General features: G+C 63.9%; 9 protein-coding genes, 1 tRNA gene and 1 pseudogene. 10 read left to right on the forward strand and 1 reads right to left on the reverse strand.

The window, feature by feature from the left end; translation table 11 throughout:
* The first annotated feature begins 108 nt into the window (after positions 1-108).
* The 10 genes from NBE95_RS22445 (at position 109) to NBE95_RS21140 (ending at position 14,983) form a co-directional block, all read left to right on the forward strand.
* Positions 109-3,021, forward strand: a complete 2,913-nt coding sequence (locus NBE95_RS22445; RefSeq protein ID WP_354670380.1) for a cytochrome P450 — start codon at positions 109-111, stop codon at positions 3,019-3,021.
* A gap of 68 nt (positions 3,022-3,089) precedes the next feature.
* Positions 3,090-4,586, forward strand: coding sequence for an aldehyde dehydrogenase (locus tag NBE95_RS21100; protein WP_289896768.1), 1,497 nt, complete (start codon positions 3,090-3,092; stop codon positions 4,584-4,586).
* A 143-nt stretch (positions 4,587-4,729) separates the two neighbouring features.
* Positions 4,730-5,104: a cupin domain-containing protein gene (locus NBE95_RS21105; RefSeq protein WP_289896576.1), complete on the forward strand. Its 375-nt coding sequence runs from the start codon at positions 4,730-4,732 to the stop codon at positions 5,102-5,104.
* Between the two features lie 167 nt (positions 5,105-5,271).
* A complete protein-coding gene (gene glyA, locus NBE95_RS21110) occupies positions 5,272-6,537 on the forward strand; it encodes a serine hydroxymethyltransferase (RefSeq protein ID WP_289896577.1) in 1,266 nt (421 codons plus the stop codon).
* 89 nt (positions 6,538-6,626) lie between these two features.
* Positions 6,627-7,967 carry an FAD-binding oxidoreductase gene (locus NBE95_RS21115; RefSeq protein ID WP_289896578.1) on the forward strand — a complete coding sequence of 447 codons (1,341 nt, stop codon included), beginning with the start codon at positions 6,627-6,629 and terminating at the stop codon, positions 7,965-7,967.
* A 904-nt stretch (positions 7,968-8,871) separates the two neighbouring features.
* Positions 8,872-10,104, forward strand: a complete 1,233-nt coding sequence (locus tag NBE95_RS21120; RefSeq protein WP_289896579.1) for an MFS transporter — start codon at positions 8,872-8,874, stop codon at positions 10,102-10,104.
* A gap of 235 nt (positions 10,105-10,339) precedes the next feature.
* Positions 10,340-11,527, forward strand: a complete 1,188-nt coding sequence (locus NBE95_RS21125) for a PAS domain-containing protein (RefSeq protein ID WP_289896580.1) — start codon at positions 10,340-10,342, stop codon at positions 11,525-11,527.
* Between the two features lie 14 nt (positions 11,528-11,541).
* Complete coding sequence (locus tag NBE95_RS21130) at positions 11,542-12,918, forward strand: sigma 54-interacting transcriptional regulator (RefSeq protein WP_289896581.1); 1,377 nt, start codon at positions 11,542-11,544, stop codon at positions 12,916-12,918.
* Position 12,919: 1 nt separating this feature from the next.
* Positions 12,920-14,239, forward strand: a complete 1,320-nt coding sequence (gene rpoN / locus NBE95_RS21135) for an RNA polymerase factor sigma-54 (protein WP_289896582.1) — start codon at positions 12,920-12,922, stop codon at positions 14,237-14,239.
* A 656-nt stretch (positions 14,240-14,895) separates the two neighbouring features.
* Positions 14,896-14,983: transfer RNA gene (locus NBE95_RS21140), tRNA-Ser, on the forward strand.
* On the opposite strand, the pseudogene NBE95_RS21145 reads toward NBE95_RS21140, so the two are convergent.
* Positions 14,954-16,252: pseudogene (locus tag NBE95_RS21145) on the reverse strand (recombinase family protein); the annotation flags it as partial. The gene NBE95_RS21140 and the pseudogene NBE95_RS21145 sit on opposite strands and share 30 nt — an antisense overlap.
* Positions 16,253-16,261: the final 9 nt, after the last annotated feature.

Consider the following 16,261-nt stretch of genomic DNA (forward strand, 5'->3'; position numbering starts at 1 on the left):
TTAAAAAATTATTTTAAATCAATATACTGCGACGAATGCCGTAGGCTGGCACGGGAGTTGCATAAGAAGCGATAAAACAACGTCTAAGCGACATAAGGGAGTAAAACCATGCAGCCGCAGACCCTGCCTTACCTCGATCTGCCTTACCTCGACATGTCGAAGCAGGGCTTTTCGATCCGCTCTGCCGAGGTGCTGGATGCTCGGGAAAAAAGCTGGATTGCACGCACCAACTATGGCCTCGCGGTCCTGCGTTACGACGAGGTGCACAAGCTTCTGCGCGATCAACGGCTTCGGCAGGGCAGTTATGCCTGGCCCGAACTGAATGGGGTTTCCGGCCTTTTCGCCGGATGGTGGCACCGCCAGATGCTGAGCCAGGAAGGCGCCGACCATGCGCGCCTGCGCCGTATCGCCAACCCGGTCTTTTCGCCCAAGCTCGTCATTTCTTTGCGGCCGAAATTCTTTGCGCTTGCACATGAACTGATCGACCAGTTCATCGAGAAGGGCAGCTGCGAGTTCATGAGCGAGTTTTCCGAACCCTATGCGACGCGGGTCGTCTGCCTTCTTCTTGGTCTTCCGCAGGACGAGTGGCGCACCATTTCCACCATCGCCAATGAAATGGGGCTTGCGCTCAGCGTCAATTACAAGCGCGACCTGGAAATCATTGATGCCGCGACGGCAAAGCTGTTCGACTATGTTCAGGAGCTGGTTCGGCAAACCAGAGAGCGCGGATACGGCGACGATTTCGTCAGCACGCTGGTGCGTACCGCCAGCGAAGGCGACGACACGCTGAGCGAGCGCGAGCTTTATGACATGCTCGTCTCCGTTCTTTTCGGTGCCGTGGATACGACGCGCAACCAGATCGGCCTGGCGCTGTCGGTTTTTGCCGAGCATCCGGACCAATGGGAGCTGCTGGGGCAGAACCCCGAACTGGGCAAGCCTGCAGTGGAGGAGGTGATGCGGGTGCGCCCGGCCATTACCTGGGTCACCCGGGAGGCGCTGGAGGATTTCGAGTATCAGGGCATATACATCAAGAAAGGCACGACCATCCATCTTTTCGGGCAGTCGGCGGCCTCCGATCCGCGCGCCTTCCCCGACCCGTCCTTTGACATAACCGCGGAGCGCAAGCCGCATTTCGGCTTCGGTGGCGGCGTTCACCATTGCGTCGGCCATTTTATCGCGCGTGCGGACATGAACGAGGCGCTGGCAATCCTCGCCAGCCGCCTGAAGAATGTTCGCGTCGGGAGCGGGGCGCAATGGCTTCCCGACAGCGGCAATACCGGCCCGATCACGCTGCCCATTTCCTTCGACCGTGGCCCCTTGTCCAGGGATCTGGGAATAGATATTCATGCCCTGGCAGAGGAAAAGACCGATGCCGAACCGGTCGAGGAAAACATCGGTGGCACCAACCTGACGATCCTTTTCGGAACGCAGACCGGCAATGCCGAACAGATGGCGAGCGATGTCGCAAGCATCGCCAGAAAGCGTGGCTTCAATCCGGTGGTCCTGCCCCTCAACTCCGTTTCACTGGGCATCTTGGGCAATCTGCGCCGGGTTCTGATCGTCACCTCCAGCTACGGTGACGGCGAGATGCCCGATTCCGCGCAACAGTTCTGGGAGGCTTTGGACAGCGACGATCCGGTCCGGTTCGAGAACCTGACCTATTCGGTGATGGCCATGGGCGATTCCGGCTACGAGCGTTTCTGCAATGCCGGACGCCTGATCGACGAAAGACTTGCAAGCCGCGGCGCGTTGCGTGTCGCCGATCGCGCCGATTGCGACGTAAATTACGCGACGAAGGGCTTCGCATGGGTTGATGCGGCCGTTGCGGCCATGCAATCCGTCGAGGGAGAGGACAATATCACCCGCGACACATTGCTTCAGCAAAGTGCCGGACTGGCCCGACCCAAATGGACGCGCCACAAGCCCTTCCTGTCGGAAGCCACCGAAAACAGATCCCTGGCAACCGCGGATGCGGACAAGGATGTTCGTCACATCGTTTTCGACATCTCGGGCAGCGGTATCGTCTATGAGCCGGGCGATTGCATCGGCTTGCTGCCGACGAATGATCCGTCGCTCGTCGCGGCTTTCTTCGATCGCTTCGGAACCTGTGCACATGCTCCAGCTGCGGGTTTCGATGACAATCTGGGTACGTTGCTCTCGGAGAAACTGGAGATTCGGATTCCATCCCACGCCCTTATCCTGAAGGTCGAGGAGCTTGCCGGCGATCCCGAATTGACCCATGTCGTCGAAGGGGGCGACCGCGATGCCCTGGATGCGTGGCTTTGGGGCCGGGACATTCTCGATCTTCTGGATATGGTACCGGCCGGGAAGCTGTCGCTCGAGGCGCTTCTTCCGCTGCTGAATCCGCTTCAGCATCGTACTTATTCGATTGCATCGAGTGCAAAGCTGCACCCCGATGAAATCCATCTGACGGTCGCAAAGGTTCAAAGCCACAGCCGCGGGCGCGACAGGCTGGGCGTCTGCTCGGGATATCTTGCCGAACGCCTGGCGACCGGCGCGAAAGCCCCGATCTTCATGTCGCCCAACCGGTCGTTCCGGCTTCCGTCCGATGACAATGCGTCGGTCATCATGATCGGTCCGGGCACCGGCGTCGCACCGTTCCGGGCTTTTCTACAGGAGCGTAAGGCACGGGGCGCCAAGGGTAGAAACTGGCTGTTCTTCGGAAACAGGCACCGCGACCGCGACTTCCTTTACGGCAAGGAATTTGCGGCGATGCAGAAAGACGGTTTGCTGACCCGCCTCGATCTTGCCTTCTCGCGCGACCAGGCGGACAAGATATATGTGCAGAATCTTATGCAGGAAAATGCGAAGGAACTCTTTTCCTGGCTCGATAGTGGCGCCTATCTCTATGTCTGCGGGGACGGCAAGCGCATGGCCTATGATGTCGAGGAGGCCCTTCTGGGGATCGTCGGTGAGCAGGGCGGCCTTGGGCTGGAGGAAGCGCAGGCCTATGTGGATCGCCTGCGTCGGGAAAAGCGCTATCTGCGGGATGTCTATTGATCGGCATCGCAGCCGAAACGGAAATCCGATGATGAATATCGAACGAAATGAAAGCTGAAGGGCTGGAAATGACGATATCCTACGACAAGGTTCGGGAGGTTGCCTCAAACCTCCGCTTCCCGACTCAGGCGTTCATAAACGGGCAGCTTTGCTCGGCGGGAGATGGCGACACGTTCGAAACGGCCAATCCGGCCACGGGCGAGGTTCTTTGCAAGGTTGCCCATTGCAAGGCGGCCGATGTCGATAAGGCGGTGATCGCCGCGCGCCGCAGCTTCAACGACGGGCAATGGTCGCGCGCGGAACCGGAGCATCGCAAGGAGGTGCTGCTCAACCTCTCTCGCCTTATTCGAGAGAATGCTTTCGAGCTTGCGGTTCTGGAAAGCCTGGACAGCGGGAAAACCATCACGGACTGCCTGCGGGAAATCGGCACGGATGTCGCCAACTTCTTCCAATGGTATGGAGAGCTGGTCGACAAATCCTTCGGAAAGGTGGCGCCGACCGGTGACAGTGCCCTTGCCTTGATTGTCAAGGAGCCGGCGGGCGTCGTCGGCCTGGTCCTGCCCTGGAACTTTCCATTGCTTATGGCGGCATGGAAACTGGCGCCGGCACTTGCGGCGGGATGTTCCTGCATCGTGAAACCGGCCGAGCAGACTCCGCTGAGCGCCATCCGTTTGGGAGAGCTGGCGCAACAGGCCGGTTTGCCGGACGGCGTGCTCAACATATTGCCCGGCCTGGGCGAAACCACGGGGCAGGCGATCGGGCGGCACAACGATATCGACATCATCTCGTTTACCGGATCGACCGAAGTCGGCGGCTTGTTCCTTCGCTATGCCGGTGAAAGCAACCTCAAGGTCGTCGGACTTGAAATGGGCGGAAAGAGCCCGTTCATCGTTCTGGATGACGCGGATCTGAACGACGATCTGATCGAACATGCGGCTGCCTCGGCCTTCTGGAATGCCGGTCAGAACTGTTCGGCCAACATGCGCCAGCTGGTCGATGCCCGGATCGCCGATGAATTCGCCGAACGTGTTGCGGCGCGGGCCCGGAAATACAAGGTCGGGGATCCCCTTGACCCCTCGACGGATATCGGTGCGATGGTCACGCGGCAGCACATGGACCGCGTGACCGGCTATATCGAGCGCGGCGAAGCCGAAGGCGCCCGGCGGTTGACCGGTGGTGCCCGCAGCGGCAAGGGATGTTTCATCGAACCGACGGTGTTTTCCGGACTGACGCCTGAAATGACCATCTCCCGGGATGAGATTTTCGGTCCGGTTCTGGGCGTTATTCCCGTCAAGGGAATCGACGATGCCCTGCGGATCGCGGTCGATACGGTGTATGGCCTGCATGCGACCGTATTCACGCGCGATGTGGATCGTGCGCTGTATCTGGCGCGGCGGCTGCCCTGCGGCACCGTATCGGTGAATGGATTTTCCGAGGGCGACATAAAGACGCCATTCGGCGGATACAAGCAATCCGGTTCGCTGTCGCGCGACAATGGAACGGAAGCGATGGATCAGTATCTCCAGACCAAGACGATCTGGGTGACTCTGCGCGATGCGGTTTGAGGAAGCCCGCGGCGTTCCCGGGGGAAACCGGCGCAACTGCCGATTCCCCAGGGGATGACCGACCTATCGAATAACGCCGGGAAATCCGCACACAAGTCACACGCGGCGGCACAATGCATTCAGCAGAATAAATGGAGCCCAGGATGAGCTACAAGAACATCACCAACTTTTCCCAGAACTCTCCCGTCCGCCAGGTGGTGGACGACACCAAGAACAACATTTCCGGCGACCCCTTCTTCGGCCGCTGGCTGCAATTCGAGGACAGGACCGGCACGGTTCGATCCGGTGTCTGGGAGGCGAACAAGAGCGTTTTCCTTGACGTCATGGACGGCATCGTCGAGTTCTGCCAGATCATCGAAGGCGAGGTGACCATCAAGTCGCTGGACGATGGCAGCGTGCAGACGATGAAGGTGGGGGATGCCTTCATCATGGAGAACGGGACCCGGATGGAATGGACCGTCGACAATTATGTGAAAAAGAATTTCGTGATCGTCAAAATTCCCGAGAAGCAGGATTGAGAAACCTCCTGCGCGGTCAGCGCAAGCTTGTGACGGGGTCGGGCCGTTTCCTGCGGACATCCCGGCCGCAACCAGAGGTCCTGGCCCTGTCATGGAACGGCGGCTTTCGAGAGCTGCGCGTTGCGAGTTCGAACCATAACGTCAGAAACGAAACAGAAGAAATGCCCATGGCTCATACCGATGTGACCCCCTCGCTCAAAGACTCCGAGATTGCCGCCGCGATCGCGCGCGAACTTGATCGGCAGAACGACCAGATCGAGTTGATTGCTTCGGAAAACATCGTCTCGACCGACGTGCTCAAGGCACAGGGCTCGATTCTGACCAACAAATATGCCGAAGGCTATCCCGGCCGCCGCTATTATGGCGGCTGCGAGTTCGTCGACGAGATCGAGACCATGGCCATCGAGCGGGCCAAGGCGCTATTCGGTGCGGGATTCGCCAATGTGCAGCCGCATTCGGGGGCGCAGGCCAATCAGGCGGTGTTCCTGGCCCTGCTCCGGCCGGGCGACCGCATCATGGGCATGTCGCTTGCCCACGGCGGCCACCTGACCCACGGTTCGCCGGTCACCATGTCCGGCAAATGGTTCGATGTGGTCAGCTACGAAGTTCGGCAGTCCGATCAGCTGATCGACTATGACGCCTTGCGCGCCAAGGCACTGGAAACGAGGCCGAAGCTGATCGTGGCCGGGGCGTCGGCCTATCCGCGCGTCATTGATTTCGCCGCCTTCCGCCGGATCGCCGACGAAATCGGTGCATGGCTGATGGTGGACATGGCGCATTATGCCGGGCTGATCGCGGCCGGGCTTTATCCCGATCCGCTGCCTCATGCCCATGTGGTGACGACGACGACCCACAAGACGCTGCGCGGTCCACGCGGCGGCATGATCCTGACCAATGACGAGGCGCTGGCGAAGAAGCTGAACTCGGCGGTATTTCCGGGCAACCAGGGCGGGCCGCTGATGCATGTCATCGCCGCCAAGGCCGTCGCCTTCGGCGAGGCGCTCCGCCCCAGCTTCAAGGTTTATGCGACCCAGGTCGTCGCCAATGCCAAGGCGCTGTGCGAGACCCTGACCGCGGGCGGCCTCGACATCGTCTCGGGCGGCAGCGACTGCCATATGGTGCTGGTCGATCTGCGGCCGAAGGGCGTCAAGGGCCGCGACGCCGAGCAGGCGCTGGAGCGCGCCGGCCTGACCTGCAACAAGAACGCGATCCCCTTCGACCCGGAAAAGCCGGCGGTGACCTCCGGCGTGCGGCTCGGCACTTCGGCGGGCACCACGCGCGGCTTCGGCGAGACCGAGTTTCGCCGGGTCGGCAAGTTGATCCTGAAGGTGATCGACGCCTTGGCGACGGCCGGTCCGGAGGGTGACGCCGGGGTCGAGAAGGCGGTGCTGGCCGAGGTGCGCGATCTTTGCCGGCGCTTCCCGGCCTATTGAGGAAGCCGGCCGGCCGACATGCCGCCGCGCCTTTTCCTTGACATGCGGCAGAGGCCGGGCAGTCAAGCAAGTCAACACAAGGAGTGAAAATGGCCCTGATTACCGAAGAATCCCCGATCAATTTCCGCGACGCCTTGCCCGACAAGGTCGATGTATTGATTATCGGCGGCGGGGTCATTGGCGTGTCTGCCGCGCTTTGTCTGGCCGAGGACGGGCTCAGGGTGGCGGTGCTTGAAAAAGGCCGCATCGCCGGCGAGCAATCCAGCCGGAACTGGGGCTGGATTCGCCAGCTTGGACGCGACGAGGCGGAATTGCCGATCGTCACCGAAGCCACCCGCATCTGGAAGGACATGCCGGCGCGGATCGGCGCCGATATCGGTCACCGGGTGGAGGGTCTGGCCTATCTGGCCAGGAAGGAAAGCGATCGCGTCAAGTTCGAATCCTTCCTGGATGTTGCGAAACGTCACCAGCTGGTCGTCAAAAGACTTGATCGCAGCGATGTCGAGAATCTGATAAAGAGCCGCCCGGGATACTGGATCGGCGGCCTTCAATGCGAAAGCGATTCCCGCGCCGAACCATGGGTCGCGGTTCCGGCGATGGCGCGCGCCGCGCAAAAGCGGGGCGCGATCATCCGTGAAAACTGCGCCGTCCGCGGGCTCGATTATTCGGCCGGCAAGGTCACCGGCGTCGTTTCCGAGCATGGCATCGTCAAGGCCGATGCGGTGCTTCTGGCCGGTGGTGCCTGGTCGCGGCTTTTCCTGCAGCGTCACGGCAAGCATTTCCCGCAGCTCAGCGTGCTGGCCAGCGTGGCGCGAACCGCCGAGGCGCCCAATATCTACGGTGGCGGCGCGCTCGATTCCTCGCTGGCCTTCCGCCGCCGCGAGGACGGCGGTTATACGCTGGCATTCACCGATCATCATTCGTTCTTTTTGGGCCGCGATGCGTTTTCCTCGCTGTTCGACTTTTTCCGGGCCGCCTGGCGCGAACGCGGCAAGACCTATCCCAAGCCTTGGGCGCCGGCATATTATCCCGATGCCTGGGGCACGCCGAAAAAATGGAGCAATGACCTGGTTTCGCCGTTCGAGAGAATGCGCGTGCTGAACCCCAAGCCGAGAGCCGGGGCCGCGAAGGTGCTGAAAAGAAGATTCGCCGAGCGTTTTCCCGCTTTGGCCGATATCCGCATCCTCGACAGCTGGGCCGGGATGATCGACGCGATGCCGGATATCGTGCCGACGATGGACAGCGTGCCGGGGCTGCAGGGGCTCTGGGTCGCCTCCGGCTTCAGCGGCCATGGATTTGGCATCGGTCCCGCCGCGGGACGCATCATGTCCGACCTGATCCAGGGCCGCCCGGCGGGGCACGACCTTTCGCGGTTCAGGTTCAACCGGTTCAGCGACGGCACGCCCCTGAAGCTTGGGCCTGCGATCTGAAAGGATATGCGGCGCGGGCTGCGATCCCCTGCCGCATCATGCCCGCAAGCCTGCCATTCCCGGCAATGGTCCGGGAATGCCGGGCCGTGCCCTGCGCAGAGGCGAGGGGACCGGGCCGGCTGTTTTCCCTTGCCAGCGCCGATGAGCCGCCGGCGGCAATCGACTTGCCGGACGCGGCGCGGCACCCCGTCGCAAACAGGGGGCTCGAAATCCGCCGCGACGGGCCTGTGCCGATCCGTGCCGGACGGTTGGCGGGCCTTTCGTCGCGGTGCCGATCTTTCCGACCATTACAGAAAGCCGATTTGACCTGCGGCGATGGTCTTGATTTCCGACCGTCGCAACCGAGGCCCACCGATCACCCCCGATTTTCCGGACAGTTCACCGGCTGAGCTCAACCGAGCAAGTCGCTCGTCGAGCCGGGCAGGCACGTGCCTTTCGCCCCAGTCATGCCCTCGATGGCTGCCGATACCGCGGTGCCGCGGCCCAGCGATCAGGCCGGCGGCGATGCGGTCGGGGTATTCTCCGGCTTCCCGTCCCACCTCGTCGGCAAGCCGCCACCCCGCACCGATTCCTGCGAACCATTGCCTTTCCCGGCGCGGCAATATGCTTCATCGCGGCGAGGGCCGGCTGCGCCCCGGGTCGGAAATGCACCGGTCATGCGATGCAGAATCGCCGCGCTTTACCGGCCGGCGCCACGGGATTTCGTTCCGAACCTGCCGTGCGCATTTGCCGACTTAATCAGATAATGGCTGAATTTCATTGCCTATTCGGATGCGGGGCGGGACATGCCGATATCCCTGGCACGGGAATTGCATATGGCCCAAGGCCGGGACACCCGGCGCTGCTGACCGGGGCCGCCAACCCCGGGCGCAGAAAAAAGTACGATATTCAACAGGAGAGTTACATGGCACGAGAAGACAGAGCGCCCGGCGCGCTGGCAGAACTTATGCCTGAAAGCTGGAAGTCCGTCCTGGCCGCCTTTGCAGCGGCCTATGGGACCGGCCTGCTCGCGCTGATCGCCCTGCCGTTCATGGTCGCGGCCAACATGCGCACGCTGCAGATCGACGAGGCGGCTGCCGGAATACTGAGCTCGTTGGAATTTCTCGGCGTCTTCATCACCTCGGTGGTGTTCGCGCCGCGCATGGCGCGGGTCGATCGCCGCCGCCTGGCGCTGACTGGCGCCGGCATCGTCGTTCTGGCCAATGTCGCCAGCGCCTATTGGGGCACCTATGAATCGCTGAGCGTGCTGCGCCTGATCGCCGGCCTCGGCGCGGGCCTGGCGCTGGCCACCGGCAACGCCACCATTTCCAACGCCAGGCGGCCCGAGCGGTTCGCCGGGTGGATGACGGTGCTGCTGGTCGCGCTGCAAACCCTGGTCAGCGCCTCGTTCGGCTATATCGCCGAATCCTGGGGGCAGCCGGGCGTCTATCTTGCGCTGGCGGGGACGGTGCTGGTGCTGATGGCGCTCATGCTGTTCATGCCGCGTTCGGCCCCGACCCGGGATTTCCCCGAAAGCGAGACGGTGATCCACGGCCGGCTGCCGATCCTCGGCCTTGCCGGGATTGCGATCCTCGTGGGCATGTTCGCCTTCTCCCTGCGCGACACCATGTCCTGGGCGTTCCTGACCAGCATCGGCATCTCGGCCGGCCTGACCGAATCCGAGGTCGGCAGCCTGCTTGCGCAATCGGCGCTGATCGGTATTTCCGGACCGTTGCTGGCGGCCCTGATCGGCGCGCGCTTCGGGCTGACGCTGCCGCTCATCCTCGGCATCATTCTTTCGGGTCTGGTGACCTATGCGATCAGCCAATCCTCCAACAGCGCCTCGCTCTACTCGACCGCGGTTCTTGCCTGGGTCGGCATCTATTGGCTTTGCGTCGCCTATCTGACCGCGCTTGCGGCCGAGATGGACATCAACGGCCGGATCGCGGCGGCCGCGGGCAGCGCGCTGATCCTGGGGATCGCGGTCGGGCCCAGCGTCGGCGGCGCCATGATCAGCGGCGGCGGCTACGGCAAGGTCGGCCACTTCAACAACCTGCTGGTGCTCATCACCCTGATCGGGGCGCTGACGGCCTACCGGCTGCTGCGCAAGAGCCGTAACGGCAACCTGGCCCATGCCTCGGCCGATCCGCTGAACTGAGCCGGCGGCGCGCCCGGGGACGCGGCCAGTTCCCCGGGCGCGCAGCACCGGTCGCCGGGCATCGCCATGCCCGGCGACCGGGGCAATGTTCTTCGATTGACTCGGAACGATGACGAGGAGCAACCTCGACACGGGACAGGGATCGCACACCGCCGCCATCTGCCTTGCAGAGGCCGGGCAAGAGTGCGCCCGTTCCGACCCTGCTTCCCGCCGCATTTCCGAAAACGGAGAAAAAATGACAGTTTCGAGCCACCGCTCCGCCGCCCTCGTCGATCTTCTGTCCGCAGATGGGAACATCCGCGACTGCGAAGCCGCTCAGGCCAGCGCGCTCGGCTTTCGCCTGCAGGAGATCGCGGGCAGGCCGTGGGAGCGGATTTACCCGCCAAGCTCCCTGCGGCAGATCGAATCCTTCTTTGCCGAGCCGCATCGCGGGCCGATCGCAACCCGGCTTCACCTGCTGGATGCCGAAAGCCGGCTGGTCGAGGTGCAGGCCATCGCGGAATTCGTCCGCGACGAGGCGGGTGAATTGCTGCTGCGCCTTTTCAAGTGGATCGAGGCGCCATTTCTGCAGGCGACGCTGCGCCAGGCCGAGGATCTCGCTATCCTGTCGGATTTCGTGGCCAGTTCGGACGATCCGGGCTGGTGCGTGGAGTTCGACGAGCCGGTCGATCTTTCCGCCCCCGACCAGGAGGTGGTGCGTCAGGTTTTTTCCAACCGCTGCAAGCTGCGCTTTTGCAATGCGGCCATGGGACGCTACTACCGGCTTCCCGAAGGCGAGGACATGAACGCCAAGCCGTGGTCGCAGATATTCTCGCGCAATCCCGCCAACGAGCGTTTCATCCGCGAACTCATCCGCTGCAACTTCAACGGCAAGCGCATCATCTCCGTGGACATGCGTTACGACGGCGTCAGCATGACGGTCGAGAACGACATCCGCAGTTTCATCCGCGGCAACCTGCTGTATCGCCTTTGGGGGACGGTCCGCGATGTCACGCATCACCTGTACAATACCGAAACGCTTCGCAAGCAGGTCTCGAACCTCGAGGATCTGCTGACCGCCATCCCGGATCCGCTGCTGGTGATCGGCGCCTCGGCCATGGTCATCCATACCAATGCCGCCGCCGAGGATCTGCTCGGACTGCCGGCGGAGCGGATTCTGGACCACCCTTACGATGACCTGATCGGCCCCGAGGCCGGCAGCGCGCTGTTGCAGGAACTGCTTGCCGACAGCGTGACGCAGAGATTGCAGAGCCCGCTCGTCGCACAGATGATCGGGCGGGACGGCCCCCTTTCCGTCGAGGTAAGCGCCAGTCGCCTGGAGAACGGCGGCAACAGCTGCATCATCGTCAGCCTGCGCAGGATCGCCAGGCGCGGGCGGTGGCGCGACAAGGGCATGTCCTTGGCATTCCTGCAGGCCGAATAGTGCAAGGACACAGCATGAAGCAGACCGCGCAAGCTAGCAGCCCGCAGGTATCGGCCACGGCATCCGTTCTGCGCGGCCTGATGGCCTTGCCCGACGGGATCCTCTGCGTCGCCTCCGACCGCCGCGTCATCTTTCTCAACCCGGAGGCGGCGTCGATGCTGGGCGTCCGGGCGACCGAGCTGGTCGGACAGGATTTCAGCCATCTGGGACGCCTGGGCGGCTATGACGACTGGTCGCCGGTCCTGGGCGCCGTGGCCGAGCGGATGAACGGCGAGTTCCTGCTGCGCAGCGGCCTTCGTTCCGCGCTTCTGGTCACGGTGCGGCGCGCGGCGCCCGACAACCAGGCCATGGTGCTGCAACTGCGCGATCTCGAGGTCTTCGACCATGCGCGCAGACGCGCCTCGGGGGTGCAGATGCCGCGCGAAAGCAGCGGCAGCAACCGCAAGATGCGCCCGGATTTCGCCAAGCAGCGGCAGATCTCGCGCTATCTCGACACCATCATGTCGCGCGGCGAGCGGGCGCTGCTGCATGGCGCGGGGGTGCTGATCTCGGGCGAAAGCGGCGTCGGCAAGACCGAGGTGGCGCGCTATCTGCACGGCTATATCAGCGAGCCGAGCAATCCCTTCGTGGTCGTGAACTGCGCGGCGATCCCCGAAACCCTGTTCGAGACCGAGCTGTTCGGCTATGAAAAGGGCGCGTTCACCGGCGCGCTCAATACCGGGAAGAAGGGCCTGATCGAACAGGCCGACGGCGGCACCCTGTTCCTGGACGAGGTGGGCGAGATCCCGCTTCAGCTTCAGGCCAAGCTGCTGTCCTTCCTCGAGGAGCGCACGATCCAGAGGGTCGGGGGCGAACGCCAGAAAGCCGTCAACGTGCGGCTGATCTCGGCCACCAACCGCGACCTGAAGGCGATGGTCGCCGAAGATCGCTTCCGGCTGGATCTCTATTTCCGCCTCACGGTGGTCGAACTGGCGATGCAGCCGCTGCGCGAGACGCGCGAACTTATCCCCCATCTCATCGAGCGTTTCACCCAGTTCCTCAACCAGCGCCTGCAGGAGCCGATGCGGATCGGCCCGCGATTGCTTCAGGTGCTGAACGACTATGATTATCCGGGAAACGTGCGCGAGCTCTACAACATCCTGCAACAGGTGGTCGTGCTGGGCGAGGACGAGGTGCTGGCGCGGCTCGACGCGCCGCAATCGCGCGGCGGGGCAGGGGATGCCGATGCCGACGCGCCCGAGGTCGCGCGGAGCCTCAAGGAAATGGTCGCGGAATACGAGCGCGGCCTGATCGAGCAGGCGATCCGCCGGCACGGCAGCAAGAGACGGGCGGCGGCGGCCCTGAACGTTGACATCGGTACCATCGTCCGCAAGACCAGGGTAAGCTCCTGACATGCAGAAGCGCGCGATTCAGGTCGGTTACTCCGTCTCGGCCCAGGTGCGGCCGCTTATCAACATCACCCCGGAGTTGCGGCAGGCCATCGCGCTGCTTCAGATGGATGCCGGCGAACTTGGGGGATTCCTGGCCGAGCAGGCGGCCCGGAACCCGTTCCTGCGCCTGCGCCTGCCCGGCCACGGATCGTCCTCGCATCATGCCCGCACCGATCCGGCCCAGGATTTGCCGGCGGACGGAACCAGCCTCATCGCCCATGTGCTGGACCAGCTTCGCTTCTGCCGCATCGAGCCGAACGAGCGCCATGCGGCCCAGATCCTGATAGACGCCCTTTCGCCCTCGGGCTGGCTGGAGCGCGGCCTGGACGAACTGGCGCAGGATCACGCCGTGCCGTCGGCGCGTCTCGAAACCGTCCTGAAGAAGCTGCAGACGATGGAGCCGACCGGGCTCTTTGCCCGCGACCTGGCCGATTGCCTGCGCCTGCAGCTGGCCGAGCGCGGCCAGATGGACCCGGCCGCCGCCAGCGTGCTGGCCGCGCTCGGGGTGCTGGCGACCGGCGGCGATCAGGCGCTGGCGGCAGAGACCGGCCTGCCGCTGTGCGAGGTGCGGCGGGTGCTGGCGCTTTTGCGGCAGCTGGATCCGAAGCCGGGCGGCGGCTTCACCTTCGATCCCCCGCGCCAGATCGTGCCCGATCTGATCCTCGAACGCCGGGACGGGAACTGGCATGTTGCGATGAATCGCTCGCTTCTTCCCGATCTGCGCGTCGATGGCTCGCTGTTCGGAAAGCTTGGCCCCGAGGCGCGGCGGGACATGCGCGCCGCCTATGGCACCGCCCGCTGGATCGTCGAGGCCGTGGAACGGCGCCACCGGACGGTGCTGCGCATCGGCGCCGCGCTGGTCCATCATCAATCCGGCTATTTCGATCATGGTCCCGCCGGCCTGAGCCCGCTGTCGCAGCGAACCGTGGCCGAAAACCTCGGGCTGAGCGAAAGCACGGTCAGCCGGGTGGTGAACTCGGTCCATCTTCAGGCGCCGGACCGTATCGTCGCCCTGAAAACCCTGTTCGTGAAGCAGATCGCGCCCGCCTCGGCCGGCAAGCCTCTTACCACGCTGCAGCTTTGCCAGGAGATTCAGGCGCTGCTTGGACCGGCGGCGCCGGCCGAGCCGCTGACCGATTCCCGGATTACGCAGATCCTCAATGAACGCGGTTTTTCCATCGCGCGGCGCACGGTGGCGAAATATCGCGCGCTCTGCGGCATTCCCTGCGTCAAGGACCGCCAGCGGCCGCCATCCGGGAGCCTGTTCCTGGCCGGGACGTGACGCGCCGGCGCAGGCCGCGCCGAGCCACGGGCATGCGTGATGATCGACGGCGCAGAGGCCGGGCGCTGTTTCCCGCCGGCGGCACAGGTGATCGACGGAGAGTCGCATCCCCGCGGCGTGAAGGGGTCACCCCCCACGCCGCCGCGGCGCCGTCTTAACTGCCTTCGGGCGGGGCGAAGGCCATTACATGGCCGCCCGTATCGGCCGATTGTGCGCCGCCGACATGCACCACGATGAATTGCCTGCCGCTGGCCGGGGAGACATAGCTCATCGGGTCTCCGCCGGCGTCCGGCCCCCATGGGTCCAGTCGCCCGGTGCCCGATCCGTCCCGGCGGCACCGCCTTACAAAGCCATCGAGGGCATCGCGTAATCAGCACTCGATCCTGGGCGGCGATGCGGGTGGCCAAGCCCTTCGAGCCATCGGGAACAGCCAGCATGATAGCCATACCCGCATTGCCTGCGCCACGACAGATTCACATCACCCCTGGCGCTATGAAAAGAGGCAAGGCAGCATGGCCGCCTGGCCTGCGACCGGCCTCCGCAGACGCTGCCATGCCGGGCCGATACGCTGGCGTCGCTGCTGCCAGAACCGGCAGATTCCGCTTGCGCCGTGCCGGAGTGCGAATTAATCCGCCAAGACCCGCCTCGACGGGCCGGGAGGAGTGGCCGAGTGGTTTAAGGCAGCGGTCTTGAAAACCGCCGATGGGCAACCATCCGTGGGTTCGAATCCCACTTCCTCCGCCATTTCAGACCGCCTCTGGGCACGCCAATCGCCGCCGATTGCCGCCCTTGTCCGGCAATAAGCGTCCTTAGCAGTTCCGTCTTCGAGCCCATGAGGCGGATCGCGTCGTCTCCAACCTCGACACGCTGGGCCAGCGAGCGCAGGTGATCCCGCCGATAGCCGCCCTCCCGGCCTCGGATGCGCTCGCGGGCGCGGCGGGTGAATCCCTCGATCATCGTCGGGCTGATGGCGCTCTGGCCGGGACTGTCGAGCAGCGCTTGCGCGCGGTCCGCGTCGGCCCGCGCCTGATCGCGGATGACCTTGAGGCCGGCGATGCGCTCCTTGAGCGACAGGTCGTCCAAATCGGCGACGCCAGCCTCGATGGCGTCGTAGAGGCGCTTGAGGCGCATTTCCGATTCGGTCGCGCGGCGCTGTAGCTCGGCGATGTGATCGCGGCGGCGTTCCGCCTGATCCGAGCGGCGGCCGAGGACGCTGCCCAGCAAGTCCTCCAGCCGATCGGGATCGAGCAAGCGATCCTCGATATGGCTGACAATCATCTTGTCCAGCTTGTCCATGGGGATCGCCCGGCCCTTGCAGCCGGTCTCGCCCTGCCGGGCCTTGATTGAGCAGGCATAGTAGCGGTAGCGGCCGCCCTTGCCGGTGCGGATCGTCATCGCGCCTCCGCAATTGCCGCAATAGCAGATGCCCGTGAGCAGGGTCGGGCCGATCACGACGCGCGCGGGAAGCTCGGTCTTCGGATTACGGGCCTGCAAGCGCTGCTGGATGGTCTCGAAGGTCTCGCGGTCGATGATCGGCGGCACCGCGACGATGACGATGTCTTCGGAGGACTGCGCGTCGTTGTGCTTGCTGCGCTTCCCCCATTCGTGCTCGCCGATATAGGTGCGGCGGGTCAGGATGCGGTGAACCTGCCCGATGCCCCAGCGCCCGCCGTCGCGGGTGAAGATGCCCTTGGCGTTGAGATATTTGACGATGGCCTTCACGCCCATCTGGCCGCTGTCGCCCTCGCCCTCCAGGGCAAGGCGGTAGATCAGCCGGATCGTGTCGGCGTGCAGCGGGTCGATTTCGAGCTTCTTCTTGGTCTTCGTTCCGCGCTGCTCGCCCGCGACGACGCGGTAGCCGATGGGCGGCAGCGCGCCGTTTCAGAAGCCTTGGCGGACGTTCTCCTTCAAGGCGCGGGTGACATGCTTGCCGTTCTCCTTCGACTGGTATTCGTCGAAGAGCGCCATGATCCGGCGCATCATGTCGTGGATCGGATCGTCGCCCAGCTCCTGCCAGATGGC

It is taken from the genome of Paracoccus sp. TOH (assembly GCF_030388245.1).
GTDB classification, from domain to species: Bacteria; Pseudomonadota; Alphaproteobacteria; order Rhodobacterales; family Rhodobacteraceae; genus Paracoccus; species Paracoccus simplex.